The organism is Metapseudomonas boanensis, assembly GCF_042232855.1.
GTDB classification, from domain to species: Bacteria; Pseudomonadota; Gammaproteobacteria; order Pseudomonadales; family Pseudomonadaceae; genus Metapseudomonas; species Metapseudomonas boanensis.
This window is the reverse complement of record NZ_CP113889.1, coordinates 499,026-524,121: the sequence shown is the minus strand read 5'-3', so window position 1 is coordinate 524,121 and position 25,096 is coordinate 499,026. Positions and strand designations below refer to the sequence as shown.

The following is a 25,096-nucleotide window of genomic DNA, read 5'->3' as shown; positions in this document are numbered from 1 at the left end:
GTGCGGACCAATGGGCAAGGACGTCCCGCCTGGGATGGAGTGGTCCGGCGGCATCGAATCGCCAATACACAAAAACAAAAGCTGGAGATTGAACAATGAAAATCTTGCTACTGGGCTGCGGCAACGTCGGTGCGAACGTTGCGCGCCAGTTGGTGCCCCGTCACCCCGAGATCGAGTGCATCATCGGCGACCTCAACCTCGCGAACGCCGAAAAGCTGGCCGCCGAACTCGGCCCCAGGGCGACCCCAGTCAGCGCCGACATTCGCGACCCGGCACGCCTGGATGCGCTGCTCGATGGTGTCGACCTGGTGTTCAACGCTGTCGGGCCGTTCTACCGCAGTGCCGTGCCGGTCATCGAGGCTGCGCTGCGTGCGCGTGTCGACTACATCGATATCAATGACGATCACGATGTCGCCGAGGCGCTGTTCCTCGACCCGTCATACCACCAGCGTGCCCTGGAGGCGGGGATCAAACTGGTCATCGGCTGCGGCTCGACCCCGGGACTGACCAATGTAATGGCCAGGATGCTCGCCGACCGCCTCGACAAGGTGCGCGAGATCCATCTGGCCACCGCCGTGCCCTTCGTGCCGGACCTGCTGTCGCCGGCGGTCATCGACCACATGATGCACATCACTGCCGGAGAGGTGGTGCAGTTCGTCGACGGGGAGTACCGCAAGATGCCGGGTTGGGGCGGCCGGCTCGAGGTGCCTTATGCAGCACCCTTCAAGGCCTATCCGTCCTTCTTCATAGGCCACGGCGAAACCGTCACCCTGCCGCACTTCATCAAGGGGTTGGATCAGGTGACCAACCGCATCGCCTTCTTCCCCGAAGCCGGCGCTGAAGTCTGGCGTTCTCTGATCGACCTGGGGCTGGGCAGTTCCGAGGTGATCGAGGGGCTCGGCATCTCGCCGCTCAAGTTCCTCACTCATCACCTGTCCAGCGATGTCGGTCGCAAGAGCGTGACCGTCGACCTTTCGGACGAGCCTTGGGCCGTCGCTTCCCGTGTGGAGGTGGTGGGCGAGCGCAGTGGCGCCGAAGTGCGCTGCGTGCTGGAGCACCACCTGGACCTGCCCACCGAGCAGGCCGAGGACAGTACTGCCGACCCGACGCCGACCTGCGCCCGCTTGGTCATCGAGGCCTGGCTGGCCGGTGGCGTGACCGGCAAGGGTCTGCTGGCGCCCGAAGTCTGCCTGGACGCGGAGGCCTATGTGCGCGCCTTTGCACAGGAGACCGGTGGCCGGTTGATCGAGACCGAAACGGTGCTCAAGCGCGATCTCTACGCCTGAGGAAAGTCCGCGCTGCCTGAAGCCCGGGAGCGCGCTGGAACTGCCTGATGATCACGATGAGATCGCCTTCCGGGGGAAGTCCGGTCTCTGCAAGAGGATAGAGGACACCATGAACATGAAATTCCGTAGGACGTTGCCCCTGCTGGCAACGCTGATGCTGGTTGCCCAAGGGGCCGGGGCTGTGACAACCGAAGTCGAGGCGGCGAAGCTCGGTACTGAGCTCACCTGCTTTGGCGCGGAGAAGGGCGCCAATGCCGATGGCTCCATCCCGGCATTTGGTGGGCAGTGGCTGGGCACGCCGCCCGGCGTCGAGTTTGGTGGGCTTGGCACACGCCACCCTGATCCCTATGCCGCGGAAAAACCGCAGTTCGTGGTGACCGCGCAGAACATGGCGCAGTACGCGGACAGGCTGTCCGACGGGCAGAAGGCGCTGCTGAAGAAGTATCCCGACAGCTATTCGATTCCTGTCTACCCCAGTCATCGAGATTTCCGTTACGACGACTACCGTTGCGACCTGAACCGCAAGAATGCCGTCAGCTCGGTGCTGGAGGACGGCAACATGGGTGTGCGTGCGCTGAAGGGCGGCATTCCGTTCCCGATGCCGAAGACGGGCGACGAGCTGCTGCGCAACATCCTGTTGCCGGTCTTCGCCCACCAGGAAGATGCCGTGTACGACCAGGCCGTGGTCTACCCGAACGGCAACATCGCCTGGGGGCAGATGCGTATGGAGATCCTCGACCAGACCAGTGGTCATGACGACCTTGGTAAGCCGACTGAGGGCATCTTCGCCTACTCGCGGGTGACCATCCTCAAGCCCGAGCGCCAGAAGGGCGAGGTGATGCTCACCTACACCTACTTCAATGAAGCGAAGAACCCGCAGACGAGCTGGACCTACAACCCCGGCACACGTCGTGTTCGCCAGTCTCCCGGCTTCGGTTTCGACATGCCGCTGGGTGTCGGCGGATTCCGCACCATCGATGACGACCGCCTCTTCAACGGTTCGCCCGAGCGCTACAACTGGAAACTCGTCGGCAAGCGCGAGCTGTTCATCCCCTACAACGGCTATCGGCTGGAGAACGCCGGGGTCAAGTACGAGAGCCTGCTGCGTCCCGGCAGTATCGACCCGCAGCTGATGCGCTATGAGCCGCACCGCGTATGGGTTCTGGAAGCGACGCTGAAGGAAGGGTTTCGCCATCAATACGCCAAGCGCGTTCTGTACGTCGACGAAGACACCTGGCTTGCCGTCATGGCGGACAACTATGACGCGCACGGCGAGCTGTGGCGCACCAACTTCATGAACACTTACTACGCCTACGGCGCGAAGCTGTTCCATTCCGGCGTCACCGTCTATCACGACCTGGTGTCCGGGGCCTACCTGGCCGACCGCCTGACCAACGAGATCGATCCGCCGCTGGTCAATGGCGACCGCCTGAAGCCCTTCATGTTCACCACCGACCTGCTGCGCCAATCGGGCAGGTAAGTGGAGCGGACTTAGCGCTCGGACACGAATTTTCCTAACGGACCTTTTTTACGAGACAGCATCCCTGGCGACGGCACGCCCGTCGCCAGGGTGCTCGGCTGCGCGATGGGGGCTCTGCCACGGCGGGGCAAACGCGCAGACCGACGAACAGGAGGCGGTACATGAACCATTTTGCAGGCAAGGTAGTACGGGGAAACCAGTTGATGCGGGGCTCGCTGTTGCGCCCCTGGATGTTCGGACTCTGTGTGGCGCCGCTGGGGGCTTCGGTGTGGGCGGGCTCGCTGAGCGTGGGAGAGGAGGTCAATGTCGACTACCTGCTCAACGTGACCTACGGTGCGGCCTACCGGCTGAATGACCCGTCGCGAGCCCTGGTGGACGGCCCGATCGATCCGGCGAGCGGCCTGCCGACCACGGTCAACTCCGATGATGGCAACCGTAACTTCAAGCAGGGCAGCCTGATCAACAACCGTCTTTCGCTGCTGGGCGAGATGGACATCAAGTACCGAAACTACGGCGCCTTCGTCCGCGCCAGCAGTTTCTACGACGATGTGTACCAGCATCCCAACGACAACGACTCGCCTGACACCGTCAACAAGAGCGGTGCCCACGACCATTTCACCACCCATGCGCAGAACCTGGCGGGCAGTCGCAGCCGCTTCCTCGATGCCTATGTCTACGGCAGCTTCCAGACCGCCGAGCAATCCATGCTCAACCTGCGCGCAGGAAGGCAGGTGGTGCAGTGGGGGGAGAGCCTGTTCTTCCCCAACATCGCGGGCGCCCAATCACCCGCCGATGCCACCAAGGCCAACGTGCCGGGCACCGAGGTGAAGGACATTCTGCTGCCGGTCGGACAGTTCTCGGGCCAGTGGCAGCTGACTCCGGATTTCGGCGTGGCGGCGTATTACCAATATGAGTACAAGCGCACCGAGCTGGACCCGGTCGGCACCTACTTCTCCTACACCGACGTGGTCGGGCCAGGTGCGGAGTTCATTCGCGCAGCTCCGGGCTTCAACATCCCACGGTCCCCGGACGACCAGCCCCGCGACAGCGGCCAATGGGGGGTGAGCACCCGCTTCTCATTGGGTAATGAGAGCGAGCTGAGCCTCTACTACCTGCGTTACCACGACAAGAACCCCAACGTGGTGATGAATTTCGATGGCATGTTCCCGACCGATTACAACGTGGTGTACTTCGACGACATCGCGCTGACCGGAGCCAGCTTCTCGACGCGAATGGGCGACTTCAACGTCGCCGGCGAGGTCAGTTACAAGGATGGTGTGCCGGTCCTGGTCGATTCGCTGATCGGCCCGTCGGCAACGCGCGCCGATGCCACTCAGGGGAACCTGTCAGCCATCTACCTGATGGGGCCGATGGTGCTGTCGGACCAGACCACCTTCATCGGTGAAGTCAGCTACCTGCACGTGAACGACGTCGACCCGTTCGAGTTCGCTGGCGAACAATCCGATGAGCTTACCCTCGATCGCAACTCCTGGGCCTACCAGCTGTTGATGACCCCTTCCTGGAACAACGTCGTCGACGGCTGGGATCTCAACATGCCGATCACCTTCGCTCATCAGGTCCGTGGAGCCGCCGCCGTGGGCGGGGCTTTCGGCAGCCTGGTCGGCGAGGGCGACAAGCGCGCGAGCGTCGGAGTCAACGCCAAGTACCTGAACAACCTGGAGCTGGGCATGAGCTACAACGCCTTCCTCGGTGATGCCGACCTGGAGAAGCGACCTCTGGCTGACCGCGATTACCTGGCGATCAGCGCCAAGTACAGCTTCTGACCGAGTTTGTGGTGGGGCATGCCGGAAGCGTTGTGGCCTTTTTGCCATGGTGCGGCCTGCATGACCCGCCATGCATCAAGGAGTTCTCCATGAAAGTGTTAGTAGGGCTCGCGGTCTCGGTGCTGGTGGGGCTGGCAGGCGCATTGGCTTTTTCCCCCCGTTCCATGCCCACGCTGCGGCCAACGGAAGTCCCCCTCGAGCATATGCAGCTCAATGGTATCGAGGAAACGCGCATTGGTTGGGTCGCCGCCGGGGAGTTGGGGCACATCCTGATATCGCGCGACCAGGGACGGTCCTGGTCGAGCGCGACAACCGCCTCGGCACGCCAGGCCCTGATCACCCGCCTGGTATTTGCCGACGATACCCATGGCCTTGCCCTGGGGCATGAAGGATGGATCCTGCGTACGGCCGATGGCGGACGGAACTGGAGGGAGGCGGCATTTCAGGAGGACGGCGGTGAGCCATTGCTGGACGCCGCCCGCCTGCCTTCCGGCGACTGGCTGGCCGTCGGCGCCTTCGGCCGTGTGTTGCGGTCCAGCGATGGTGGCAAGCGGTGGAAGAGCGAGTCGATACCGGGACTGACGGACTGGCACCTGAATGCTATCGCGTTCTCGGCGGATCGCCGGCAATGGCTGATCGTCGGCGAGGCGGGGACGCTCCTGCGCTCGCTCGACGGTGGCCAGCACTGGCAGGTGGTTGAGCCGTTCTACAACGGTTCGTTGTATGGCGCCGTCAGCCTGGGCGCTTCCACCTGGGTCACGTATGGCATGCGCGGCCAGGTGTTCCGCAGTACGGATGACGGTCTCAATTGGTCCGCTGTCCAGATGCCCAGGCCAGTCTCCCTCTACGCCGACACCGTGCTCCCTGACGGCAGGTTGCTGCTTGCCGGCCAGGGCGGCGTTGTCCTGGCCAGCGATGACCGGGGCCTGACGTTCAAAGTCTTGCGCGAGACTGGCCAGGAGAACCTGACCGACATCTTCGTCCCGGCCTCGGGCCCCTGGCTGCTTGCCAGTGACGCCGGTTTGCGCACCCTCGCCCTGTCGGCCGCAGACGGGCTGACTGCGGCCCAATCCCCGATCACCTCGTCCCATCAGGGAACACCGTAATGACGACTTCGATCCCTACGACCCGAACCGAACGCCTGGTCGCTGCCCTGGCCCGAAGCCTGATTGCGTGGCGTTTGCCCTTGGGCCTCCTGTTCCTGCTGCTGACCATCGGCCTCGGCACATCAGCCCTCAACACCCGGCTTGACCCGGGTTTCAATAAGCTGATCCCGCTCTCGCATCCCTACATGGCGGCTTTCCAGGAACACGGCACGACCTTTTCCGGCGCCAACCGCATCATGGTCAGCGTGCACTGGAAGGGGGCTGGTGATCTGTACAACCCGCAGTTCCTCGGTGTGCTGCGCAAGGTCACCGATGAAGTGTTCTTCACCCCGGGTGTAAACCGCAGCCGTGTCCGCTCCCTGTTCACGCCGAACGTGCGCTACATCGAGGTGACCGAGTCCGGCTTCACCGGCGACGTGGTCGTACCCTCGCGCTTCGAAGCGGACGCAGCCGGCCTTGCGCAGATTCGTTCCAACGTTTCCAAGTCGGGAGAGATCGGGCAACTGGTCGCCAACGATCTGCGTTCCGCCATGGTCCAGGCCGATCTGCTGGAGATCGACCCGCAAACCGGCCGGAAACTCGACTACGCGGCAGTGGCGCAGAAGCTCGAGTCGATCCGTGCGACCTTCGCAAGCGATCTGATCGACATCCAGATCGTCGGCTTCGCCAAAGTCATGGGTGAGGTGATGGACGGACTGCTGGGCGTCGTCCTGTTCTTTGCCATCGCCTTCGGCGTTACCGCGCTGCTGCTGTGGCTATATTCCCGCTCGCTGAAGCTGACGATCCTGGCGCTCAGCGTCGCCCTGCTGCCGGTGATCTGGCTGCTCGGCTTGCTGCCCTTGATGGGTTATGGCATCGACCCGATGTCCGTGCTGGTGCCGTTCCTGATCTTCTCCATCGGCGTATCCCATGCGGTGCAGATGACCAACGCCTGGAAGCAGGATGTGCTCGCCGGGGTTTCTGCGCAGGAGGCTGCGGAGGCTGCCTTCCGCAAGCTCGCCATTCCAGGGACCGTTGCCCTGCTGGCCAATGCTCTGGGCTTTCTGGTGATCATGGTCATCGATATTCCGATCGTCCATGAGCTGGGGCTGACCGCTTGCCTGGGCGTCGCCTTGATGATCGTCACCAACAAGATGTTCCTGCCGATCATCCTGTCCCACCTTTATCTCGAACCGATGGCCCGAGCATCGTCCACGCTTGGCGGCAAGCATCGGGTCTGGTGGGCGGTGGCGGCGCTCGCGGAGCCCGGCCCGGCGCTGGCCAGTTTTGCTGTCATGGCGGCACTCCTGGCTGCCGGCACTTACCACTCGCGCTTCCTGCTGACGGGCGATGTGGGCGTTGGCGCCCCTGAACTGCGCGCGGAATCCCGCTACAACCAGGACAACGCCGCGATCATCAAGAGCTACTCGATCAGCATGGACGTGCTGTCTGTGTATGCCGAGACCTCCAACCTGGAAGAAGCCTGCCTGAACTGGGAGGTGATGAACGCCATCGAGCGTTTCGACCTGCGTTTGCGTGGGGTTGATGGCGTGCAATCGGTCAGCACGGTCGCCGGGGGTGTGAAGCTGTTCGCGGCGGCGAACAACGAGGCCAATCCGCGCTGGGCGGCGCTGCAGCGCTCGGAGTCGGCATTGCGCATCGGCGGCGGTGCGGCGAATCCGGAGTTGGGGCTGAACACCGAAGGGTGCCGGACGCTCAACTTGCTGGTGTACCTGAATGACCACCAGGGCGCGACCTTGAAGCATGTCACCGGCGAAGTGGAGAAGTTCATCGCCGAAGAGAGCACCCCCAACATCCGCTTTCGCCTCGGTGGGGGCAACGCCGGCGTCGCGGCTGCCACCAATGAAGCCGTCGAGCAGGCGGAAGTGCAAATGCTCGCCTCGATCTTCGCCGCCATCACGCTGCTGTGCTGGCTGACCTTCCGCTCGTGGCGTGCGGTGCTTTGCGTAATCGTGCCGCTGGTCCTGGTGACCATCCTCTGCAATGCGCTCATGGCCTTGCTTGGCATCGGCCTCAAGGTGGCCACCTTGCCGGTGATTGCCCTTGGTGTGGGGGTTGGTGTGGACTACGGCGTGTACATCTATGAACGCCTGCAGCATGAGATGGCGCACGGTCTGCCGCTGCGTGACGCCTTCTATGAGGCGATGCGCCAGCGCGGCACCGCAGCTGTGTTCACCGCGTTGACCATGTCGATCGGCGTGGGCACCTGGGCTTTCTCGGCGCTCAAGTTCCAGGCCGACATGGGCGTCCTGCTGGCCTTCATGTTCCTGGTCAACGTGCTGGGCGCCATCTTCCTGCTGCCTGCGTTGGCCGTCTGGCTGGGAGTGGAGCAGGCGCATCCGGCGAGCACCGGCGCCCAGGGGCGCTTGCGCCCGATCCAGTCCTGAGCGAGCTCGGGGGACGGGGTGTGCGTTGCGCCCCGCGGAGCGCCGCCCGCCCCCTCCTGCGGCGAAGCTTTTCGTGGGGGCGAATTCATTCGCTGAGGGCAGCGCAGCTGCCCTATCCAGCCCTGAAGGGCAGACCTTCGGTCTGCTTAGCGAATGAATTCGCCCCCACAGGATTTCTCCTTCACCTCTTCGCTCTCCTCGTCGTCCATCTGGACGATTCCCTGCCTTCCGCAAGCCGCCAGACTCACCGCACCGGGGCGCGGATGGCAGGCGCTCCCACGACCTAAAAGAAGGCAGCTTTATGGAATTCGCGTTCAGCGACGAGCAGGACATGATCCGCGAGTCCGCCGAGGGTTTTCTCGCGGACGTTTCCGATTCCGCCGCCGTGCGTGCGGCGATGGTCACCGAGCTGGGCTACGATCCGAAGCTCTGGCAACGCCTGTGTGGCGAGATGGTCTGGCCGGCCATTCATATTCCCGAGCAGTACGGTGGCCTGGGCCTGGGGTTCGTCGAACTGGCGATCCTCTTGGAGCAGATGGGCAGGCGCCTGCTCTGCTCCCCATTTTTTGCCACCGCTTGCCTGGCCACCCCCGCACTGTTGCTGGCCGGCAGCGAAACGCAGAAGTCCCGCTGGTTGCCGCAGATCGCTGACGGCAGCCTGACCGCCACCCTGGCCTATGCCTCCGACAACCGCTGGGGCGTGGACGCGGTGCAGGCGACGGCGCGGGAAGAAGGTGAGGGCTTCGTCCTCGATGGCGTGCTGCGCCATGTGGTCGATGGCCACAGCGCCGGCCTGCTGGTCGTTGCCGCGCGAGGCGAGCAGGGCATCAGCCTGTTTGCCGTGGACGCTGCCACGTCGGGCGTTACCCGTAGCCTCAAGCCAACCCTGGACCAGACCCGCAAGCTCGCCGAGGTGACGCTGGCGCAAGTCTACGTCGGGCCAGACGCCTTGCTGGGCGAAGTGGGGCAGGGCGCGACACTGCTGCAGAGCGTGCTGCAACTGGCCTGCGCAGCCCAGGCTGCCGAACAGACTGGCGGCGCCCAGCAGGCCCTGGACCTGACCCTGGCCTACACCGCCGAGCGTCAGCAGTTCGGCCGATCCATCGCCAGCTTTCAGGCCATCAAGCACCGCGCCGCGGACATGATGCTGGAAGTGGAATGCGCCCGCTCCGCCGCCTACTACGCGGCCTGCGTAGCCGAGGAAGCCCTGGCCGCCAATGGCGATGCCGTGGTGGCCGCCGAGCTGCCGCTGGCCGCAGCCCTGGCCAAGGCGCGGTGCTCGGAGGCGTTCTTCCACTGCGCGGCGGAATCCATCCAGTTGCATGGCGGTGTCGGCTTCACCTGGGAGTACGACCCACACCTCTATTTCAAGCGCGCTCGCGCCAGCGAGGCTTTCCTCGGCTCGCCGTCCTGGCACCGCGAACGAATTGCCGCTGCGTTATTGGGAGAATCCGCATGAAGATCAGTTTCAGCGACGCGGATGAAGCCTTCCGCGCCGAAGTGGCCGCCTGGCTGGCAGAGAACCTCTGTGGTGAGTTCGAGCCGCTGCGCTTTCGCGGTGGGCCGGGCGATGAACACAGCTTCCCCGAGGAACGCAAAGCCTGGGAGCGCAAGCTCGCCGAAGGCCGCTGGACCTGCGTCGGTTGGGCGCCGGAGCATGGCGGACGCGGCCTGTCCATCAGCCAGCAGGTGATCTTCCACGAGGAATACGCTCGCGTCGGTGGGCCTGGCCGCATGGGCCATATTGGCGAGGGCCTGGCCGGGCCGACCATCGCCGCCTTCGGTACCGAAGAGCAAAAGCGTCGGCTGCTGCCTGGCATCGTCGCCGGCACCGAGTTCTGGTGCCAGGGCTATTCCGAACCGGGTGCGGGTTCCGACCTCGCCAACGTGAAAACCCGCGCCACGCTCGATGAGGCCAGTGGAAAATGGCGAATCAGCGGGCAAAAGGTCTGGACCTCGCTCGCCCACGAATCCGAGTGGTGCTTCGTGATCGCCCGCACCGAGCCGGGCAGTGTCGGCCACAAGGGTCTGTCCTTCCTGCTGGTGCCCATGGCCCAGTCAGGCATCACGGTACGCCCGATTGAGCAGCTGACCGGCACCTCGGAGTTCAACGAGGTGTTCTTCGACGACGCTGAAACCGACGCGATGAATATCCTTGGCGCACCCGGTGACGGCTGGAAGATCGCCATGGCTCTGCTGGGCTTCGAGCGCGGCGTGTCCACGCTTGGCCAGCAGATGCTGTTCCAGAACGAGCTGGAGGAAATCATCCGCATAGCCAAGGCCAACGGCGCTGCGCAGGACCCGCTGCTGCGCCAGCGCATCGCCGAGGCCTGGAGCGGTCTGCGCATCCTCCGCTACAACTCGCTGCGCATGCTCTCTGGCGCGCAGGACGGCTCGCTGCGTCGCGAGGCCATGATCTACAAACTGTGCTGGGCCAATTGGCACGTCGATCTGGGCAAGCTGGCCATGGACGTGCTCGGCGCCGAGGCCGAGCTGCTGGAGGGCGCGCCGTACCAGCTCGACCGCCTGCAGTCGATGTTCCTCTTCAGCCGCTCCGACACCATCTACGGCGGCACCAACGAAATCCAACGCAACATCATCGCCGAACGCGCGCTGGGCATGCCCCGCGAACCGCGCGTGCGCGCCTGAGTCGAGGAAGAACCATGAGCAGTATTCCCAACTATGTTCCCGGCCACGGTCTGCTGCGCGGCAAATCGGTGCTGATCACCGCCGCCGCTGGTGCCGGCATCGGCTACTCCGCCGCCCTGCGAGCAGCCGAAGAAGGCTGTCGCGCGCTGATGATCAGCGATATCCATGAAGGTCGCCTGCAGGAAGCCGCGCTGAGAATTCGCGAAGCCACCGGGTTGGACCAGGTGTTTACCCGCGAGTGCAACGTCACCCAGGAAGAGCAGGTGCAGGCCCTGGTGGCTGCCGCTGAGCGTGACCTGGTCGGCGTCGACGTGCTGATCAACAACGCCGGCCTCGGCGGCTCCCGCCTGCTGGTGGAAATGAGCGATGAGGAGTGGAACCGCGTCCTTGACGTGACCCTCACCGGCACCATGCGCATGACCCGCGCCATGCTGCCGAAGATGATCGAGCGCCAGCGCGGTGTGATCGTCAACAATGCCTCGGTACTCGGCTGGCGCGCGCAGAAAGAACAGAGCCACTACGCCGCCGCAAAGGCCGGGGTGATGGCGTTGACCCGTTGTGCGGCGGTCGAGGCTGCCGAGCATGGTATCCGCATCAACGCGGTGAGTCCGAGCATTGCCCTGCACGATTTCCTCAAGAAGTCCGCGCCCAAGGAACTGCTGGACCAGCTCGCCTCCCGCGAGGCCTTCGGCCGCGCCGCCGAGGTGTGGGAAGTGGCCAATGTGATGATGTTCCTGGCCAGCGATTACAGCTCCTACATGACCGGCGAAGTGCTGTCGGTTTCCAGCCAGAGGGCCTGAGCATGACGATGATCTTCGAGACGCCCGCCGAGCTGCTCGAGCGCGTGGGCGAGGCACTGGGTCACAGCGAGTGGATCAGCGTGGAGCAATCGCGCATCGACCAGTTTGCCGAGGCCACGGGCGATCACCAGTGGATCCACGTCGATCCGGTACGCGCCGCCAACGGCCCATTCGGTGCCTGTATCGCCCATGGTTACCTGACCTTGGCGCTGGTCAATCTGTTCCTGCCGCAGATCGTCGAAGTGCGTGGCATATCGATGGGCGTGAACTACGGCTGCGAAAAGGTCCGCTTCCCCAATGTGGTCCGCGCCGGTAGCCGAGTGCGCGGTAGCGCGCAACTGGTGGCAGCGGAAGAAGTGAAGGGCGGTGTGCAGGCGACCATCCGAGTCAGCGTGGAGATCGAGGGCGAAGAGCGCCCCGGCTGCGTCGTGGACACCATCAGCCGCTACTACCCGGCCTAGCACGAGAGGCCTTCGCTTTTCCTGTGGGGGCGAAGTCATTCGCCAAGGGCAGCGCCGCTGCCCCCTGAGATCAGGCAGGGCAGGCCTTCGGCCTGCTTGGCGAATGATTTCGCCCCTACAAGATTTTTCCCCTCTCCCTCGGGAGCGGGGTCGGGGCGGGCTGCGTTCGGATGAGGGATGCCCCTCCCACCACTTATTCAGAGGAACCCAGGATGAAAGAAGCCGTAATCGTTTCCACCGCCCGTACTCCCATCGGCAAGGCCTTCCGTGGCGCCTTCAACGACACCGAAGCGCCGCTGATGGGCGGCCATGTGGTGCGTGAGGCGGTGCGCCGGGCGGGGATCGAACCGGGTGAAGTGGATGATGTGATCATCGGTGCCGCTGCCCAGCAGGGAACCCAGGCCTACAACCTCGGCCGCCTTTGCGCGGTTGCGGCAGGTCTGCCGAACAGCGTCTCCGGCATGGCGGTGGAGCGCCAGTGCTCCTCGGGCCTGATGAGCATCGCCATGGCGGCCAAGAGCATCATGTGCGACGAGATCGACATCGCCGTGGCCGGTGGCCTGGAGTCCATCTCGCTGGTGCAGAACAAGCACAAGAACAGTTACCGCAACCAGTCCGAAGCGGTGCTGATGCGCGACCCGCGTGCCTATATTCCGATGATCGAGACGGCAGAGATCGTCTCCGAACGGTATGGCATCTCCCGCGAGCAACAGGATGAGTACAGCTACCACAGCCAGATGCGCACCGCGCTGGCACAGAGCGCCGGGCTGTTCGATGCTGAACTGGCGCCGCTCACCGTGCGCAAGCTGGTGCTGGACAAGACCACCGGCGAGAGCCGCCACGAGTCGGTGACCCTGACCCGCGACGAATGCAACCGCGCTGACACCACCCGTGAAAGCCTGCAGGCCCTGGGGCCGGTATGGCAGGGCGGTCAGTGGACCAGCGCAGGGCGCTTCGTTACCGCCGGCAACGCCTCGCAGCTCTCCGACGGCGCCTCCGCCTCGGTGCTGATGAGCGCGCAGATGGCCGAACGTCGTGGCCTGGAGCCGCTGGGCATCTATCGCGGCCTGGCAGTGGCCGGTTGCAATGCCGACGAAATGGGCATCGGCCCGGTCTACGCCATTCCCAAACTGCTCAAGCGCCACGGCCTGAAGATGGACCACATCGGCCTGTGGGAGCTGAACGAGGCCTTCGCCTGCCAGGTGATCCACTGCCGCGACACCTTGGGGATTCCCGACGAGCGCCTGAACGTCAACGGTGGCGCCATTTCCATCGGTCACCCGTTCGGCATGTCCGGCGCGCGGATGGTTGGCCACGCCCTGATCGAGGGCAAGCGCCGCGGTCTGCGCTACGTGGTGGTGACCATGTGCATCGGTGGTGGCATGGGCGCCGCTGCGCTGTTCGAAGTGGCTTGAGGAGGCTTGCATGATCAGTGAAGAGCAAGTGCGGGCAAGTCTTGCCCGTTATGTCGAGTTGGTGGGCGCCGGGGACATCGACGGCATCCTCGCGCTCTATGCCGAGGACGCCACGGTCGAAGACCCGGTGGGCAAGCCGCCCTACGTGGGTATCGAGGCCATCTCGCGCTTCTATCGCGAGGGGCTGGGGCGCCTGGACGCCACGGCCCGCCTCGACGGCTCGATTCGCGCCACCCGCAACTGCGGCGCCGTGCCCTTTTGCGTCGACCTCGACTGGGGCGGCAGCCTCCGTACCATCGAGGTGATCGACGTGATGGAGTTCGACGCCGAAGGCCGCATCCGCTCCATGAAGGCCTACTGGGGCGAATCCAACATGATCGCGAGGGAACAGCCATGACCCTGGAATACCGCATTGCTCGCCTGGAAGCGCTGGAGGCCATCCGCCAGCTCAAGCATCGCTACCTCAACGCCTGCGACCTGAAGCAGGTGGCGGAGATCCGCGACTGCTTCGCCACGGGCGAAATCAACATCGACTACGGCCCCGTCGGCAGTTTCAAGGACCGCGACAGCTTCGTCGCGCTCTACGAATCGCTGGCGTGTAATGAGCGAGTGATCGACCTGCACCACGGTGCCAATCCGGAGATCGAACTGGTCACCGAAGACGAGGCCAAGGCACGCTGGGCACTGTATTACTTCAACCTCGACGCCGAGACCGGCGCCACACGGCAGCTGGGTGGGGTCTATCAGGATCGCTATCGCTGTATCGACGGGCAGTGGAAGATCGTCGAGACGGCGTTCAGGGCGCATTCGATGGTGGAGTCCGCTGCTCGGACCTGATGGGTATCGCTCCGCTCCGCCCATCCTACGGAGTGCCAAGTAGGATGGGTCGGGCGGCGTTCCGCGAGCGAAGCGAAACCCATCAGCTCTTCAATTCACCCCCGCCGCTTCCAGAAACGCTGGCTTCTCCCCGCCACCGTGCACGCAGATATCCACTCCGCTGACATAACTCGCCATGGGGGAGGCCAGGTACAGGCAGGCGTCTCCAATGTCGCCTGGGTTGGCCATCCGCTCCAGCGGAATGCTTGCGGCCACCCTGGCAACACCTTCGGCATCGCCATAGTGCAATTCGGCCTGCTCGGTGAGGATCAGCCCGGCGGTTACCGCATTCACCCGCACCTTCGGTGCCCACTCCACTGCCAGCGAGCGGGTCAGGTTGAGCAGCCCGGCCTTGGCGGCGCCATAGGCGGCGGTGCCGGGGGAGGGGCGTACTGCGCTGACGCTGCAGATGTTGATGATGGCGCCTCCCTCGGGTTGCTCCTGCATCACCCGGTTGGCCAGCTGGCTGAGGTTGAGCGGGGCCAGCAGGTTGAGGCGGATGATGGATTCGGAGAAGCGCGGCGAAGCGGTGGCCGCATCGGCATGCGGAGCGCCGCCGGCATTGTTGATCAGCACGTCCAGCCGCCCGAGGCGCTCGACGATCGCGTCCACCATACCTTGCAGCTGGTCCACGTCACGCACATCGCAGGGCAGGAATAGCGCTTCGCGCCCACCGTGGGCCGGCAGGCTTTCCGGGGCGTTGCGCCCGCAGATCACCACTTGGGCGCCGTGTTCGAGGAAGCGCTGGCTGATGCCGCGCCCCACGCCCTTGCCGCCGCCTGTTACCAACACCACCTTGCCGGTGAAATCCAAAGGGTCGCCCATGGCTGCCTCGCGTGTGAGTCTTTGATGCAGGTGAGGCTAAGGGCTGCGCGGATGCTCGCCCACGTCCAAGAGGACTATTTGCGGTGTCGCTGAACGCGTCTTTGTGGGTGCGAATTCATTCGCAAAGCGGACCGCAGGTCTGCCCTGCAAGGCCCGATGGGGCAGCTTTGCTGCCCTTGGCGAATGAATTCGTCCTCACAGGAAAAAGCGACCCCACGGAAATTCACGCTGCTGCGTGCTAGTCCTCTCGGACGATGTTGGCCCGATGGGGCACCCGAATAATCCCGGCAAACAACAAGCCGAGGAGAGTCCCATGGGCGCGCTACCACAAGGGCGATTCGTCACGCTGCCGGATGGCCTGCGACTGCACTACCTGGAGGCTGGCGAGGGCGAGCCGGTGGTGTTCATTCACGGCAGCGGCCCCGGAGCCAGCGGCCATAGCAACTTCAAAGAGAACTACCCGGTATTCGCCAATTTCGGCTACCGCGCCATCGTGCCGGACCTGCCGGGCTACGGCCGTTCCGACAAGCCGGAAACCCAATACACCCTGGACTTCTTCGTCAACGCCCTGACCGGCCTGCTGGACGCCCTGGATATCCAGCGCTGCGTGCTGGTGGGTAACTCCCTGGGGGGCGCCATCGCGATCAAGATGGCCCTGGACCTGCCCAAGCGGGTCAGCCGTCTGGTCCTGATGGCGCCGGGCGGCCTGATGGAGAAGGAGCAGTACTACCTGCAGATGGAAGGCATCCAGAAGATGGGTGCGGCCTTCGCCAATGGCGAGCTGAACGACGCCGCCGGCATGCGCCGCCTGCTCTCCCTGCAGCTCTACGATGCCTCGCTGATCAGCGATGAAACCGTCAACGAACGGGTTGAAGTGGTGCAGCAGCAGCCGCGCTGCGTGCTCAGCACCATGCAGGTGCCGAACATGGCCTCGCGCCTCGGCGAGCTGAACTGCCCGATCCTCGGCTTCTGGGGCATGAACGACAAGTTCTGCCCGTCTTCCGGCGCCCAGACGATGCTCGAAGCCTGTCGCAACATCCGCTTCGTGATGCTCAGCGAGTGCGGCCATTGGGTGATGGTGGAGCATCGCGAGCTGTTCAACCGCACCTGCCTGGACTTCCTGGCGGAGGGCCGGCGATGAGCGAGGTCCTGCATCGCCAATATGGCGAGGAGCTTTACCAGGCGCTGCTGAACGGCCAGACCCTGCAACCGCTGACCGCCCGTTGGCCGGAAATCGGCATCGAGGATGCCTACCGCATTTCCCTCTACAGCATCGAGCGTCGCGTTGGCGCCGGTGACGCCGTCGTCGGCAAGAAGATCGGTGTCACCTCCGAAGCCGTGCAGCGGATGCTCAATGTGCACCAGCCGGATTTCGGCTTCATCACCCGCGACATGTGGTTCGACGATGGCGACGAGATTTCCCTCTCCGGCAATCGCCTGATCCAGCCGCGTGCTGAGGGCGAGATCGCTTTCAAACTGAAGAAGGATCTGGTGGGGCCGGGCGTCACCGAGCAGGACGTGCTGGACGCCACCGAATGCGTGATGCCGTGCTTCGAGATCGTCGACTCGCGCATCCACGACTGGAAGATCCGCATCCAGGACACCGTGGCCGACAACGCCTCATGCGGGGTTTTCGTGATTGGCCGTGAGGCGGTCGACCCGCGCGAGCTGGACCTGCCCAACCTGCGCATGAAGGTGTTCAAGAACGGCGCGCAGATCAGCGAAGGCCTGGGTTCGGCCGTGCAGGGCAATCCGCTCACCGCGGTGGCCTGGCTGGCCAACACCCTGGGCGCCTTCGGCATCCCGTTCAAAGTCGGGGAAATCATCCTCTCCGGCTCGCTGGTACCGCTGGAGCCGGCCCGTGCCGGCGACCATTTCGAACTGACCATCGACGGCCTGGGCTCCGCCCGGGTGTCGTTCCGCGCCTGACTCCGGGGGAGTGAAGATGAGCAAGAAACTCAAGGCGGCCATCATCGGGCCGGGCAATATCGGCACAGATCTGTTGATCAAGATGCGCCGTTCCGAATGGATCGAACCGGTGTGGATGGTTGGCGTCGACCCCACTTCGGAAGGCCTCAAGCGTGCCGCCGAATTCGGCCTGAAGACCACCGCCGAAGGCGTCGACGGCCTGCTGCCGCATGTGCTGGACGATGACATTCGCATCGCCTTCGATGCCACCTCGGCCTATGTGCATGCCGAGAACAGCCGCAAGCTCAACGAGCTCGGCGTAATCATGATCGACCTGACCCCGGCTGCCATCGGCCCGTATTGCGTGCCGCCGGTGAACCTCAAGGAGCACGCGGCCAAGCTTGCGCTCAACGTCAATATGGTCACCTGCGGCGGCCAGGCCACCATCCCGATGGTGGCGGCGGTGTCCCGTGTGCAGCCAGTGGAGTACGGTGAGATCGTGGCCACCGTGTCCTCCCGCTCCGTGGGGCCGGGCACCCGTCAGAATATCGATGAATTCACCCGTACCACTGCAGGCGCGGTAGAGAAGATCGGCGGCGCCAAGCGCGGCAAGGCGATCATCGTCATCAACCCGGCCGAACCGCCGTTGATGATGCGCGACACCATCCACTGCCTCACCGAAGGCGAACCGGACCAGGCCGAAATCCGCGCGTCCGTACTGCACATGGTCAAGGAAGTGCAGCGCTATGTGCCTGGCTACAAATTGATCAACGGCCCCGTATTCGATGGCCGCAAGGTGTCGATCTTCATCGAGGTCGAGGGCCTGGGCGACTTCCTGCCCAAGTCGGCCGGCAACCTTGACATCATGACGGCCGCCGGTCTGCGTACCGCCGAGATGTTCGCCGAAGAAGCCCATAAGGGCGCCCTGCAACTGCCTTCCCGCTGATTGGAGATCCCGACATGAACCTGCAAGGTAAGCGCGTGCGCCTGCACGACATGAGCCTGCGCGACGGCATGCACGCCAAGCGCCACCAGATCAGCCTGGAAGAGATGGTGGCCGTGGCCACCGGCCTTGACGCCGCTGGCGTTCCGCTGATCGAGATCACCCACGGCGACGGCCTGGGTGGCTCTTCGCTGAACTACGGCTTTCCGGCCCATACCGATGAAGAATATTTCGACGCGGTGATTCCCAAGCTGAAACAGGCCAAGGTCTCGGCCCTGCTGCTGCCGGGCATCGGCACGGTCGATCACTTGAAGATGGCCCACGATTGCGGTGTATCCACCATCCGCGTCGCGACCCATTGCACCGAGGCCGACGTCTCCGGCCAGCACATCGGCATGTCCGCGAAGATGGGTCTGGACACCGTGGGCTTCCTGATGATGGCGCACATGGTCAGTGCCGAAAAACTGCTGGAGCAGGCCCGGCTGATGGAAAGCTACGGCGCCAACTGCATCTACTGCACCGACTCGGCAGGTTACATGCTGCCGGATGAAGTGACTGAGAAGATCAGCGTGCTGCGTGCCGGCCTGAATGCCAAGACTGAGGTCGGTTTCCATGGCCACCACAACATGGGCATGGCAATTGCCAACTCGCTGGCGGCCATCGAGGCCGGCGCTGCGCGTATCGACGGATCGGTGGCAGGCCTGGGCGCCGGCGCCGGCAACACTCCGCTGGAGGTGTTCGTCGCGGTGCTGGAGCGCATGGGGGTGAAGAGCGGTATCGACCTCTACAAGATCATGGACGTGGCCGAGGATCTGGTGGTGCCGATGATGGATCAGCCAATCCGCGTCGATCGCGATGCCCTGACCCTGGGCTATGCCGGCGTGTACAGCTCGTTCTTGTTGTTCGCCAAGCGTGCCGAGCAGAAGTACGGCATCCAGGCCCGCGAGCTGTTGGTGGAACTGGGCCGTCGCGGCACCGTGGGTGGCCAGGAAGACATGATCGAAGACCTGGCGCTGACCATGTCGCGCCAGCGTGAGGTGTTGCCGACCTGAGGGAAACCGAGGGTCGCCGGCTTCTCTCATCCGATCGCGGCCCGCGTGGGTGCAAGACCCAGCCCCCACGCGGGCTCCCCTACGCGGGCCGCCCCTCTCCCTCGGGGAGAGGGGCGGGGTGAGGGATGTTCGAGTTGGCGGGCTGCTATCTGCTTCGCGAATGAATTCCCACAGAATGGCCCACAGGAACAGCACCCTTAGACCTCACGCCATCCAGTCATCGCCATTGGCAGGCCTGTCTTCCCCCGCCAAGCCATGGATCAAATACCAGCGCACGCCGAGGGAAACCCCGATGGCAGCCATAAATGTCAGTGCGATACGTAGCGTTTCCGCGTCCATGAACCACTCCCTGGCTAGTGTGGGCTTGCAGCCTAGCGCTGGGGTAATGGCTTGAACAGGCGCCGTTTGGGGACCGGGCAAGCGGAACAGTTGCTGGTGGAGGCTCACCTGTCACAGCCGCTCGGTTTCACCCAATGGTGTTCCATCTCGCATGTGCTTGAACCATTCCCAGACCCGGTACGGCGCTGCGCCGTCCGGGGCGGGCGCGGCGAGGCCGGTGGTGATGTGGTCGCGCGATACCGTGCGGGTTTCCAGGCTGAAGCGCGAGCGACCGTGGGTGTTGGCGATGCTGCCGTGCAGGTGCTGGCCGGAAAAGGCCAGCAGGTCGCCGGGCTGGATCACCAGCGGCAGTAACTGCGCCGCTGGCAGGGATTCGGTCAGCGTTGGCAGCACCGGGTGGGAGGCGGCCTTGCCTTCGCGCATGCGCTGCTTGAACGCCAGGTAGTCCCAGTTCGCGCTGTCGTTCTCGACTGCCTGGCTCCAGTACGCCGGGTAGAAAGCCAGGGTGTTGTCCGCGTCAGTGGGGTAGATCGGCGTCCACCAGTTAAGTTGCTGGGCGATGTTCGAGCCCCAGTTATCCCGATGCATCGGCAGCGGCATGATGCGCCGTGCCTGATGGCTGGCGGCGGAGGGCACTACCCGCAGTTGCAGCGCATCCCAGTAGCTGTCGTCTAGATCCAGGCCGACGTATTCCATTGCGGTCTTCATCAGGCGGTGCAGTTTCAGGTCTTTCATGACCTGGCTGCGTAACTGGCGAATGCGCTCGATGAAGGCCTCACCCGGAAGACGCTTTTCCGCAGTGGTGGGGGCATCGTCGGCCAATGTCTGGCGGATTATCCGGTCCAGTTCGATGCGCAGCTCGGCGAGCGCCTCCACCTCACGCCAGACCAGAATCTCGCCTTTGAGCAGCCGGGCGCCCAGCTCCTTGGCGGGTAGGGGGCGGTCGAGCAGGTGCAAGGCAACCATGGTGAGGTCCTCAGTTTCTTGTGTGTTGTTCGCCGGGCGAGCAACAGGAAGACGAGCAGGCACAGCATGCCCTGGAGCATGACGACGGGCCCCGAGGCGAGCTTGTCACTATGAATGCAGGGTAGGAGCATAAAACAGCGTCAGTTGCGTGGAGGAAATGCGGAGCAGGCTGGTGGCCTGCATTGCGAATGAATACCCGCAGGTGGCGCAGGTCATTGCGCTACACCCGATTGCCGCTGCCTCTTCGCCTGGCCTGGGCGAGCAGCGCTGTGCTGATGGCCTCCAGCGGCAGTATCTCCTCTGCCGCACCAATCTCGGCGGCTTCACGAGGCATCCCATAGACCACGCAAGTGGCCTCGTCCTGAGCGACGGTATAACCGCCGGTATCGCGGATTTCCAGCAGGCCTTGGGCGCCATCCTTGCCCATGCCAGTGAGCAGGGCGGCGATGAGGTTACGGCCGGCGCAGCGGGCGGCGGAGCTGAACATCACGTCCACGGCCGGGCGATGGCCGTTGACCTGCGGGGCATCCGACAGGCGTGCCACGTAGTTGGCCCCGGAGCGCACCACCTCCATGTGCAGGCCTCCGGGGGCGAGCAGGGCGGTGCCGGGGAGGATGCGGTCGCCGTCGCGTGCCTCGCTGACGCTGATCCGGCAGAGGCGGTCCAGCCGCGCTGCGAAAGAGCGGGTGAAGCCCGGTGGCATGTGCTGGGTGATGACCGCGCCGGGGCTGTCCGCGGGCAGGCCCATAAGCACTTCCTTGATGGCCTCGGTGCCGCCTGTGGAGGCACCGATGGCGATCAGCTTTTCGGTGCCGACGATCGGTTGGCGGCGCTCTGCCGAGGCATCGATGACTTGTGCCGGGTTACGCTGCAACAGTCGAGCTCGAGCAGCTCCCTTGAGCTTGGCGCGGATGGCTTCGGCATAGGCGTGCATGCCTTCGGCGATGCCCAGCCTGGGTTTGGCGACGAAATCGATGGCGCCCAGTTCCAGGGCGCGCAGGGTCGCCTCGGAGCCACGCTCGGTGAGCGAGGAAATCATCACCACGGGCGTTGGCCGGCCCTTCATCAGCTTGTCGAGGAAGGTCAGGCCGTCCATGCGCGGCATTTCCACATCGAGGGTGATCACGTCGGGGTTGTGTTGCTTGATCAGGTCGCGGGCGACAAAGGCATCCGGTGCCACGCCCACCAGGCGCAGTTCCGGATCGCTGCGGACGATCTCGCTCAGCAGGCTGCGAATGAGGGCGGAGTCGTCCACAACGAGTACCTTGATCGGCACGGCTCACTCCTGAAACAGGTCGTAGGGCCCCAGCACTTCGGCGCGCTTGAGGTAGAGGATGTATTCCAGTTCGCGTTGCAGGAGTGTTTCGTTGTGCAGGCTCTTGAGCTTTTTCAGCAGCACTTTGCCGCTGGCCGGAAAAAAGTAGATCTTGCGCGGGTATTCGCCGAGCACGTCCTCGGTGATGAGCGGTATCCCTTCGCTGTCGAGGTAGGAGTGAACGAACTCCACGACCCGCAGGGCGGCGTCAGGGCTCAGCAGTGCGTTGGGCAGATTGGCCGCACCGAAGACCTTGGCTTCCAGCCGTTCATGCCGGGCGCCGAGCTTGTACAGGGCGTCGAGGAGCTGATCCATGGCCAGCTTGCCGTGCCCGGCGGCATCGTGGGCCTCACGCACCCTGGTGCCGGTGTCGGGTAGGAGGAAGTGGTTCATGCCACCGACAGCGCACTCGGGGTCCAGCAGGCACACGCCAATGCAGGCGCCCAGCACGCTGACCAATACCCGGTCTTCGCCTGTCGCGTAGTGCTCGCCGGGGAGGATTTTGACGGCCGGGAGGCCTAAGTCGGGGTCGTAGTAACGGTTCGCCGCGATGGCGCCGGGGGTGTCTCCTTTCATGCGGGTGCTCCTTGCTGTGCGGGTCGGTAAACAGTCCGGTTGACCAGCTTCACCAGGTGGTTGGCCTGGACGAAGCTTTCCGAGTGCCCAGCAAAGAATAGACCGTCAGGCCGAAGCAGCCTCACCATGCGTTCGAGCAGGCGCGCCTGGGTCGGCTTGTCGAAGTAGATCATCACATTGCGGCAGAAGATGCCGTCCAGGCTGCTGGGAATGCCCCATTCGGCATCCAGCAGATTGATGCGGCGAAATTCCACCATCAGCCGCAATTCCGGGATGATCCGCGCGAGGCCGGTATTGGCCCCAGTGCCGCGCTGGAAGTAGCGCTTTTTCAGCGCTGGCTCCAGTTGCTCCAAGCGTTCCAGCGCATAGATGCCCTGTCGCGCGGTGTCCAGCACGCCGGTGTCGATATCGGAGGCGATGATGCGTAAACCCAGCGCGCGGTCGCCCAGGGCCTGATGCAGGGCGATGGCCATGGAGTAGGGCTCTTCGCCGGTACTGGCCGCCGAGGACCAGAGGCGCAGCGGGCGGCCCTGGCGTTGGGTCTCGCGGGCCAACTGGGCTAGTTGGTCGAAGTGATGGCGCTCACGGAAGAACGCGGTGATGTTGGTGGTCAGTGCATTGATGAAGGGCTGCCACTCCTCAGGGTGTCGGTCGAGGTAATCCAGGTAGCCGGAGAAGTCGCTCAGGTGCAGATGGCGCAACCGACGGGCCAGGCGGCTGTAGACCATCTGTCGCTTGCTGGTGGCCAGGCTGATGCCCGCCTGCTGGTAGAGCCGGCGGCGCACCTGCTCGAAATCATCGGGGCTGTAGCCGAACTCATGGTCTTCGTGCAGCTGGCTGGTCATCGGGTCACCTCACAGGAGCACCCCTCTCCCATGGGGGAGAGGGGGCGAGGAGCGGCGCTTAGAACTCTTCCCATTCCTCCTCTTTGCTGCGGCCCGCCCGTGTCGCCGGCTTGCCCGTGCGTGCCACAGGCTTCGCGGCCCGGGTCGGTGCCCGGGAAGCCGGTTGGCCGGCGGGCGCCTGGTCAAGCTTGAACACTGCCACCGACTGCGCCATGAGTCCGGCCTGGTCCTGCAGGGCTTCGGCGGCGGAGGCCGCTTCTTCTACAAGGGCGGCGTTCTGTTGGGTCATTTCGTCCATCTGGCTGACTGCACCATTGACCTCCTCGATGCCACGGCTCTGCTCAGCCGAGGCTGCGGCGATCTCAGCCATGATGTCGGTCACTCGTTTGATGGCGATGACGATGTCGCTCATGGTCTGCCCAGCCTGGGCCACCAGGGTATTGCCGTTCTCCACCTTGCTCACCGAGTCGGAAATCAGCGTCTTGATCTCCTTGGCCGCCGCCGCCGAGCGCTGCGCGAGGGTGCGTACTTCGGCGGCCACAACCGCGAAGCCGCGACCTTGCTCGCCGGCACGGGCGGCCTCCACAGCAGCATTGAGGGCGAGGATGTTGGTCTGGAAGGCAATGCCGTCAATGACACCGATGATGTCGTTGATCTTGCGTGCCGACTCGTTGATCGACGACATGGTGGTGACCACCTTCTGCACCACATTGCCGCCTTCGGTGGCCACTTCCGAGGCGTTCACTGCCAGGGAGTTGGCCTGCCGCGCGTTCTCGGCGTTGAGTTTCACCGTGCTGGTCAGCTCCTCCATGCTGGAGGCGGTTTCCTCCAGGCTGGAGGCTTGCTGCTCGGTGCGTGCGGACAATTCGGTGTTGCCGCTGGCGATCTCGCTGGCAGCGGTGTTGATGGTGTCGGCGGCCTCGCGAATCTGCCCGAGCATGCGCGAGAGGCTTTCCGCGGTTTCGTTGGAATAGTCCTTGAGCTCGCCGAAGGTGCCCTGGTATTCGGCTTCGATGCGCTGGGTCAGGTCGCCCTGGGCCAGCGCCCCGAGCATCCGCGAGACGTCCTTCAGGCCTTTGTCAGCAGTTTCCACCAACTGATTGAGGCCGCTGGCCAAGTTGAGGATGAACCCGGTTTTTCCCTCCTCGGAAATGCGCTTGGAGAAATCGCCGTCGGCGGCGGCATTGACCAGCCCTGCCACCTCGCGTTCGACGCTCACTTCCAGCGTGCGGTCGGCCCATTCGACCACCGAGCCAAGTCGCTCGCCGTTGTCGCTGATTACCGGGTTGGCGACCAGGCCGAAGGTGCGCCCGCCGACTTCGATCTGCGTGCGGAAGGTGCTGGTGAAGGTGGCCAGCAGACGCTTCTGGTGCTCTGGATTCTTGTGGAACTGGTCGATCGAGCCCCCCACCAGTTTGCTCACCGAGAAGCTCGGCAGTGCCTTGCGCAAATCCGCCTCGGCGTTCTGCAGCATGCTGGTGACCGTCTTGTTCATATACACGATGTTGCGATCAGCGTCGGCGATCATCACGTTGGTGCTGCAATTGTCCAAGGCGCTCTTGATGCGAACGTTTTCCCCAGCGGCACGGGCGCCGGCCTGCAGGCGGTCGCGCACCCCATCGATGGCGTCGGTGATCTGCGCCTTCTTGCCCGGCAGGCGTTCCATATCCTGGCTGAAGTCCCCGGCGCCATAGGCAGTCACCACCCGCACCACCTGCATCTTCACGGCGATGTGCGCGGCGACCAGGTCATTGATGCCGGTGGCGATATGCGCATGGGTGCCGGAGAAGCGCTCCGCCGGGATCACTTGGTCGATCCAGCCATCACCGTGCTGGTGGATCATTTCCCCCAGGGCCTTGTCCAGCGCCTCGGTTTGCGCGCTTTCGGCGTGCTGCTGGCGCAGGTTGCGTTGCAGCCTGCCGAGGGCGTCGTAGACGCGTGCCCAGACCGGATCGTCCCCCTGGCCGATCGGCTGGTCGAGATTGCCGTCCGCGAGAGCCTGGATCAGGCTGGCCAGGTGTTCGGCGCGGAGCTGTGCTTGTGCTTTGTTGTTAAAAAGACCCATGGATTGTCCCCTGCGTAT

The 25,096-nt window shown here is 64.2% G+C and carries 23 protein-coding genes; 16 read left to right on the top strand and 7 right to left on the bottom strand.

The genetic code is table 11. The features are described from left to right. Window positions 1–95: 95 nt before the first annotated feature. The 12 genes from OXH74_RS02390 to OXH74_RS02335 all read left to right on the top strand — a co-directional run bounded on the left by OXH74_RS02390 (window position 96) and on the right by OXH74_RS02335 (window position 14,205). Window positions 96–1,286 carry a saccharopine dehydrogenase family protein gene (locus OXH74_RS02390; protein ID WP_375739923.1) on the top strand — a complete coding sequence of 397 codons (1,191 nt, stop codon included), beginning with the start codon at window positions 96–98 and terminating at the stop codon, window positions 1,284–1,286. A gap of 109 nt (window positions 1,287–1,395) precedes the next feature. Then, a complete protein-coding gene (locus OXH74_RS02385) occupies window positions 1,396–2,766 on the top strand; it encodes a DUF1329 domain-containing protein (RefSeq protein WP_375739922.1) in 1,371 nt (456 codons plus the stop codon). 161 nt (window positions 2,767–2,927) lie between these two features. Further along, window positions 2,928–4,550: a DUF1302 domain-containing protein gene (locus tag OXH74_RS02380; protein WP_375739921.1), complete on the top strand. Its 1,623-nt coding sequence runs from the start codon at window positions 2,928–2,930 to the stop codon at window positions 4,548–4,550. Between the two features lie 89 nt (window positions 4,551–4,639). Next, complete coding sequence (locus OXH74_RS02375; RefSeq protein ID WP_375739920.1) at window positions 4,640–5,656, top strand: WD40/YVTN/BNR-like repeat-containing protein; 1,017 nt, start codon at window positions 4,640–4,642, stop codon at window positions 5,654–5,656. Next, entirely contained in the window at window positions 5,656–8,043 is a 2,388-nt protein-coding gene (locus tag OXH74_RS02370; RefSeq protein WP_375739919.1) for an RND family transporter, read from the top strand. The genes OXH74_RS02375 and OXH74_RS02370 overlap by 1 nt, the downstream gene beginning before the upstream one ends. Before the next feature lie 301 nt (window positions 8,044–8,344). Then, a complete protein-coding gene (locus tag OXH74_RS02365; protein ID WP_375739918.1) occupies window positions 8,345–9,502 on the top strand; it encodes an acyl-CoA dehydrogenase family protein in 1,158 nt (385 codons plus the stop codon). Then, window positions 9,499–10,692 (top strand): acyl-CoA dehydrogenase family protein, encoded by a 1,194-nt coding sequence (locus OXH74_RS02360; RefSeq protein ID WP_375739917.1) that lies wholly within the window; start codon window positions 9,499–9,501, stop codon window positions 10,690–10,692. The genes OXH74_RS02365 and OXH74_RS02360 overlap by 4 nt, the downstream gene beginning before the upstream one ends. Window positions 10,693–10,706: 14 nt before the next feature. Next, window positions 10,707–11,492 carry an SDR family oxidoreductase gene (locus OXH74_RS02355; protein ID WP_375739916.1) on the top strand — a complete coding sequence of 262 codons (786 nt, stop codon included), beginning with the start codon at window positions 10,707–10,709 and terminating at the stop codon, window positions 11,490–11,492. Window positions 11,493–11,494: 2 nt separating this feature from the next. Beyond that, window positions 11,495–11,953 (top strand): MaoC family dehydratase, encoded by a 459-nt coding sequence (locus OXH74_RS02350; RefSeq protein ID WP_215372593.1) that lies wholly within the window; start codon window positions 11,495–11,497, stop codon window positions 11,951–11,953. Window positions 11,954–12,165: 212 nt separating this feature from the next. Continuing rightward, window positions 12,166–13,368: an acetyl-CoA C-acyltransferase gene (locus OXH74_RS02345; protein ID WP_375739915.1), complete on the top strand. Its 1,203-nt coding sequence runs from the start codon at window positions 12,166–12,168 to the stop codon at window positions 13,366–13,368. Window positions 13,369–13,378: 10 nt separating this feature from the next. Next, window positions 13,379–13,765: a nuclear transport factor 2 family protein gene (locus OXH74_RS02340; protein ID WP_215372589.1), complete on the top strand. Its 387-nt coding sequence runs from the start codon at window positions 13,379–13,381 to the stop codon at window positions 13,763–13,765. Beyond that, entirely contained in the window at window positions 13,762–14,205 is a 444-nt protein-coding gene (locus tag OXH74_RS02335; protein ID WP_375739914.1) for a nuclear transport factor 2 family protein, read from the top strand. Before OXH74_RS02340 ends, OXH74_RS02335 begins: the two co-directional genes overlap by 4 nt. A gap of 90 nt (window positions 14,206–14,295) precedes the next feature. On the opposite strand, the gene OXH74_RS02330 is transcribed toward OXH74_RS02335, so the two are convergent. Next, a complete protein-coding gene (locus OXH74_RS02330; RefSeq protein WP_375739913.1) occupies window positions 14,296–15,069 on the bottom strand; it encodes an SDR family oxidoreductase in 774 nt (257 codons plus the stop codon). A 313-nt stretch (window positions 15,070–15,382) separates the two neighbouring features. Between OXH74_RS02330 and OXH74_RS02325 the strand changes: the two genes are divergently transcribed. From OXH74_RS02325 to dmpG, 4 genes are read left to right on the top strand one after another with little or no spacing between them, the layout of a single operon-like run. Then, window positions 15,383–16,210: an alpha/beta fold hydrolase gene (locus tag OXH74_RS02325; RefSeq protein WP_375739912.1), complete on the top strand. Its 828-nt coding sequence runs from the start codon at window positions 15,383–15,385 to the stop codon at window positions 16,208–16,210. Continuing rightward, window positions 16,207–16,998 carry a fumarylacetoacetate hydrolase family protein gene (locus tag OXH74_RS02320; protein ID WP_375739911.1) on the top strand — a complete coding sequence of 264 codons (792 nt, stop codon included), beginning with the start codon at window positions 16,207–16,209 and terminating at the stop codon, window positions 16,996–16,998. Before OXH74_RS02325 ends, OXH74_RS02320 begins: the two co-directional genes overlap by 4 nt. A 16-nt stretch (window positions 16,999–17,014) precedes the next feature. Beyond that, window positions 17,015–17,923, top strand: a complete 909-nt coding sequence (locus tag OXH74_RS02315) for an acetaldehyde dehydrogenase (acetylating) (protein ID WP_215372570.1) — start codon at window positions 17,015–17,017, stop codon at window positions 17,921–17,923. A 14-nt stretch (window positions 17,924–17,937) separates the two neighbouring features. After that, window positions 17,938–18,972: a 4-hydroxy-2-oxovalerate aldolase gene (dmpG, locus tag OXH74_RS02310; protein WP_375739910.1), complete on the top strand. Its 1,035-nt coding sequence runs from the start codon at window positions 17,938–17,940 to the stop codon at window positions 18,970–18,972. 204 nt (window positions 18,973–19,176) lie between these two features. Here dmpG and OXH74_RS02305 read toward each other — a convergent pair whose 3' ends face one another. The 6 genes from OXH74_RS02305 to OXH74_RS02280 all read right to left on the bottom strand — a co-directional run bounded on the left by OXH74_RS02305 (window position 19,177) and on the right by OXH74_RS02280 (window position 25,078). Beyond that, entirely contained in the window at window positions 19,177–19,311 is a 135-nt protein-coding gene (locus tag OXH74_RS02305) for a hypothetical protein (protein WP_375739909.1), read from the bottom strand. 111 nt (window positions 19,312–19,422) lie between these two features. Continuing rightward, window positions 19,423–20,277, bottom strand: coding sequence for a hypothetical protein (locus tag OXH74_RS02300; protein WP_375739908.1), 855 nt, complete (start codon window positions 20,275–20,277; stop codon window positions 19,423–19,425). Between the two features lie 220 nt (window positions 20,278–20,497). Beyond that, on the bottom strand, window positions 20,498–21,553 hold the full coding sequence (locus OXH74_RS02295) for a chemotaxis response regulator protein-glutamate methylesterase (RefSeq protein WP_375739907.1): 1,056 nt from the start codon (window positions 21,551–21,553) through the stop codon (window positions 20,498–20,500). A 3-nt stretch (window positions 21,554–21,556) separates the two neighbouring features. Then, the gene (locus OXH74_RS02290) at window positions 21,557–22,168 is read right to left on the bottom strand and encodes a chemotaxis protein CheD (protein ID WP_375739906.1); all 612 of its coding nucleotides are present in this window, start codon (window positions 22,166–22,168) and stop codon (window positions 21,557–21,559) included. Next, window positions 22,165–23,013 carry a CheR family methyltransferase gene (locus OXH74_RS02285; RefSeq protein WP_375739905.1) on the bottom strand — a complete coding sequence of 283 codons (849 nt, stop codon included), beginning with the start codon at window positions 23,011–23,013 and terminating at the stop codon, window positions 22,165–22,167. Before OXH74_RS02285 ends, OXH74_RS02290 begins: the two co-directional genes overlap by 4 nt. A 58-nt stretch (window positions 23,014–23,071) precedes the next feature. Next, window positions 23,072–25,078 carry a methyl-accepting chemotaxis protein gene (locus OXH74_RS02280; protein WP_375739904.1) on the bottom strand — a complete coding sequence of 669 codons (2,007 nt, stop codon included), beginning with the start codon at window positions 25,076–25,078 and terminating at the stop codon, window positions 23,072–23,074. Window positions 25,079–25,096 lie beyond the last annotated feature (18 nt).

What these genes read in the sequence shown, in the direction of transcription:
- OXH74_RS02390 (WP_375739923.1), top strand. Translation starts at nt 96, where the DNA reads ATGAAAATCTTGCTACTGGGCTGCGGCAACGTCGGTGCGAACGTTGCG.
- OXH74_RS02385 (WP_375739922.1), top strand. Translation starts at nt 1,396, where the DNA reads ATGAACATGAAATTCCGTAGGACGTTGCCCCTGCTGGCAACGCTGATG.
- OXH74_RS02380 (WP_375739921.1), top strand. Translation starts at nt 2,928, where the DNA reads ATGAACCATTTTGCAGGCAAGGTAGTACGGGGAAACCAGTTGATGCGG.
- OXH74_RS02375 (WP_375739920.1), top strand. Translation starts at nt 4,640, where the DNA reads ATGAAAGTGTTAGTAGGGCTCGCGGTCTCGGTGCTGGTGGGGCTGGCA.
- OXH74_RS02370 (WP_375739919.1), top strand. Translation starts at nt 5,656, where the DNA reads ATGACGACTTCGATCCCTACGACCCGAACCGAACGCCTGGTCGCTGCC.
- OXH74_RS02365 (WP_375739918.1), top strand. Translation starts at nt 8,345, where the DNA reads ATGGAATTCGCGTTCAGCGACGAGCAGGACATGATCCGCGAGTCCGCC.
- OXH74_RS02360 (WP_375739917.1), top strand. Translation starts at nt 9,499, where the DNA reads ATGAAGATCAGTTTCAGCGACGCGGATGAAGCCTTCCGCGCCGAAGTG.
- OXH74_RS02355 (WP_375739916.1), top strand. Translation starts at nt 10,707, where the DNA reads ATGAGCAGTATTCCCAACTATGTTCCCGGCCACGGTCTGCTGCGCGGC.
- OXH74_RS02350 (WP_215372593.1), top strand. Translation starts at nt 11,495, where the DNA reads ATGACGATGATCTTCGAGACGCCCGCCGAGCTGCTCGAGCGCGTGGGC.
- OXH74_RS02345 (WP_375739915.1), top strand. Translation starts at nt 12,166, where the DNA reads ATGAAAGAAGCCGTAATCGTTTCCACCGCCCGTACTCCCATCGGCAAG.
- OXH74_RS02340 (WP_215372589.1), top strand. Translation starts at nt 13,379, where the DNA reads ATGATCAGTGAAGAGCAAGTGCGGGCAAGTCTTGCCCGTTATGTCGAG.
- OXH74_RS02335 (WP_375739914.1), top strand. Translation starts at nt 13,762, where the DNA reads ATGACCCTGGAATACCGCATTGCTCGCCTGGAAGCGCTGGAGGCCATC.
- OXH74_RS02330 (WP_375739913.1), bottom strand. Translation starts at nt 15,069, where the DNA reads ATGGGCGACCCTTTGGATTTCACCGGCAAGGTGGTGTTGGTAACAGGC.
- OXH74_RS02325 (WP_375739912.1), top strand. Translation starts at nt 15,383, where the DNA reads ATGGGCGCGCTACCACAAGGGCGATTCGTCACGCTGCCGGATGGCCTG.
- OXH74_RS02320 (WP_375739911.1), top strand. Translation starts at nt 16,207, where the DNA reads ATGAGCGAGGTCCTGCATCGCCAATATGGCGAGGAGCTTTACCAGGCG.
- OXH74_RS02315 (WP_215372570.1), top strand. Translation starts at nt 17,015, where the DNA reads ATGAGCAAGAAACTCAAGGCGGCCATCATCGGGCCGGGCAATATCGGC.
- dmpG (WP_375739910.1), top strand. Translation starts at nt 17,938, where the DNA reads ATGAACCTGCAAGGTAAGCGCGTGCGCCTGCACGACATGAGCCTGCGC.
- OXH74_RS02305 (WP_375739909.1), bottom strand. Translation starts at nt 19,311, where the DNA reads ATGGACGCGGAAACGCTACGTATCGCACTGACATTTATGGCTGCCATC.
- OXH74_RS02300 (WP_375739908.1), bottom strand. Translation starts at nt 20,277, where the DNA reads ATGGTTGCCTTGCACCTGCTCGACCGCCCCCTACCCGCCAAGGAGCTG.
- OXH74_RS02290 (WP_375739906.1), bottom strand. Translation starts at nt 22,168, where the DNA reads ATGAAAGGAGACACCCCCGGCGCCATCGCGGCGAACCGTTACTACGAC.
- OXH74_RS02285 (WP_375739905.1), bottom strand. Translation starts at nt 23,013, where the DNA reads ATGACCAGCCAGCTGCACGAAGACCATGAGTTCGGCTACAGCCCCGAT.
- OXH74_RS02280 (WP_375739904.1), bottom strand. Translation starts at nt 25,078, where the DNA reads ATGGGTCTTTTTAACAACAAAGCACAAGCACAGCTCCGCGCCGAACAC.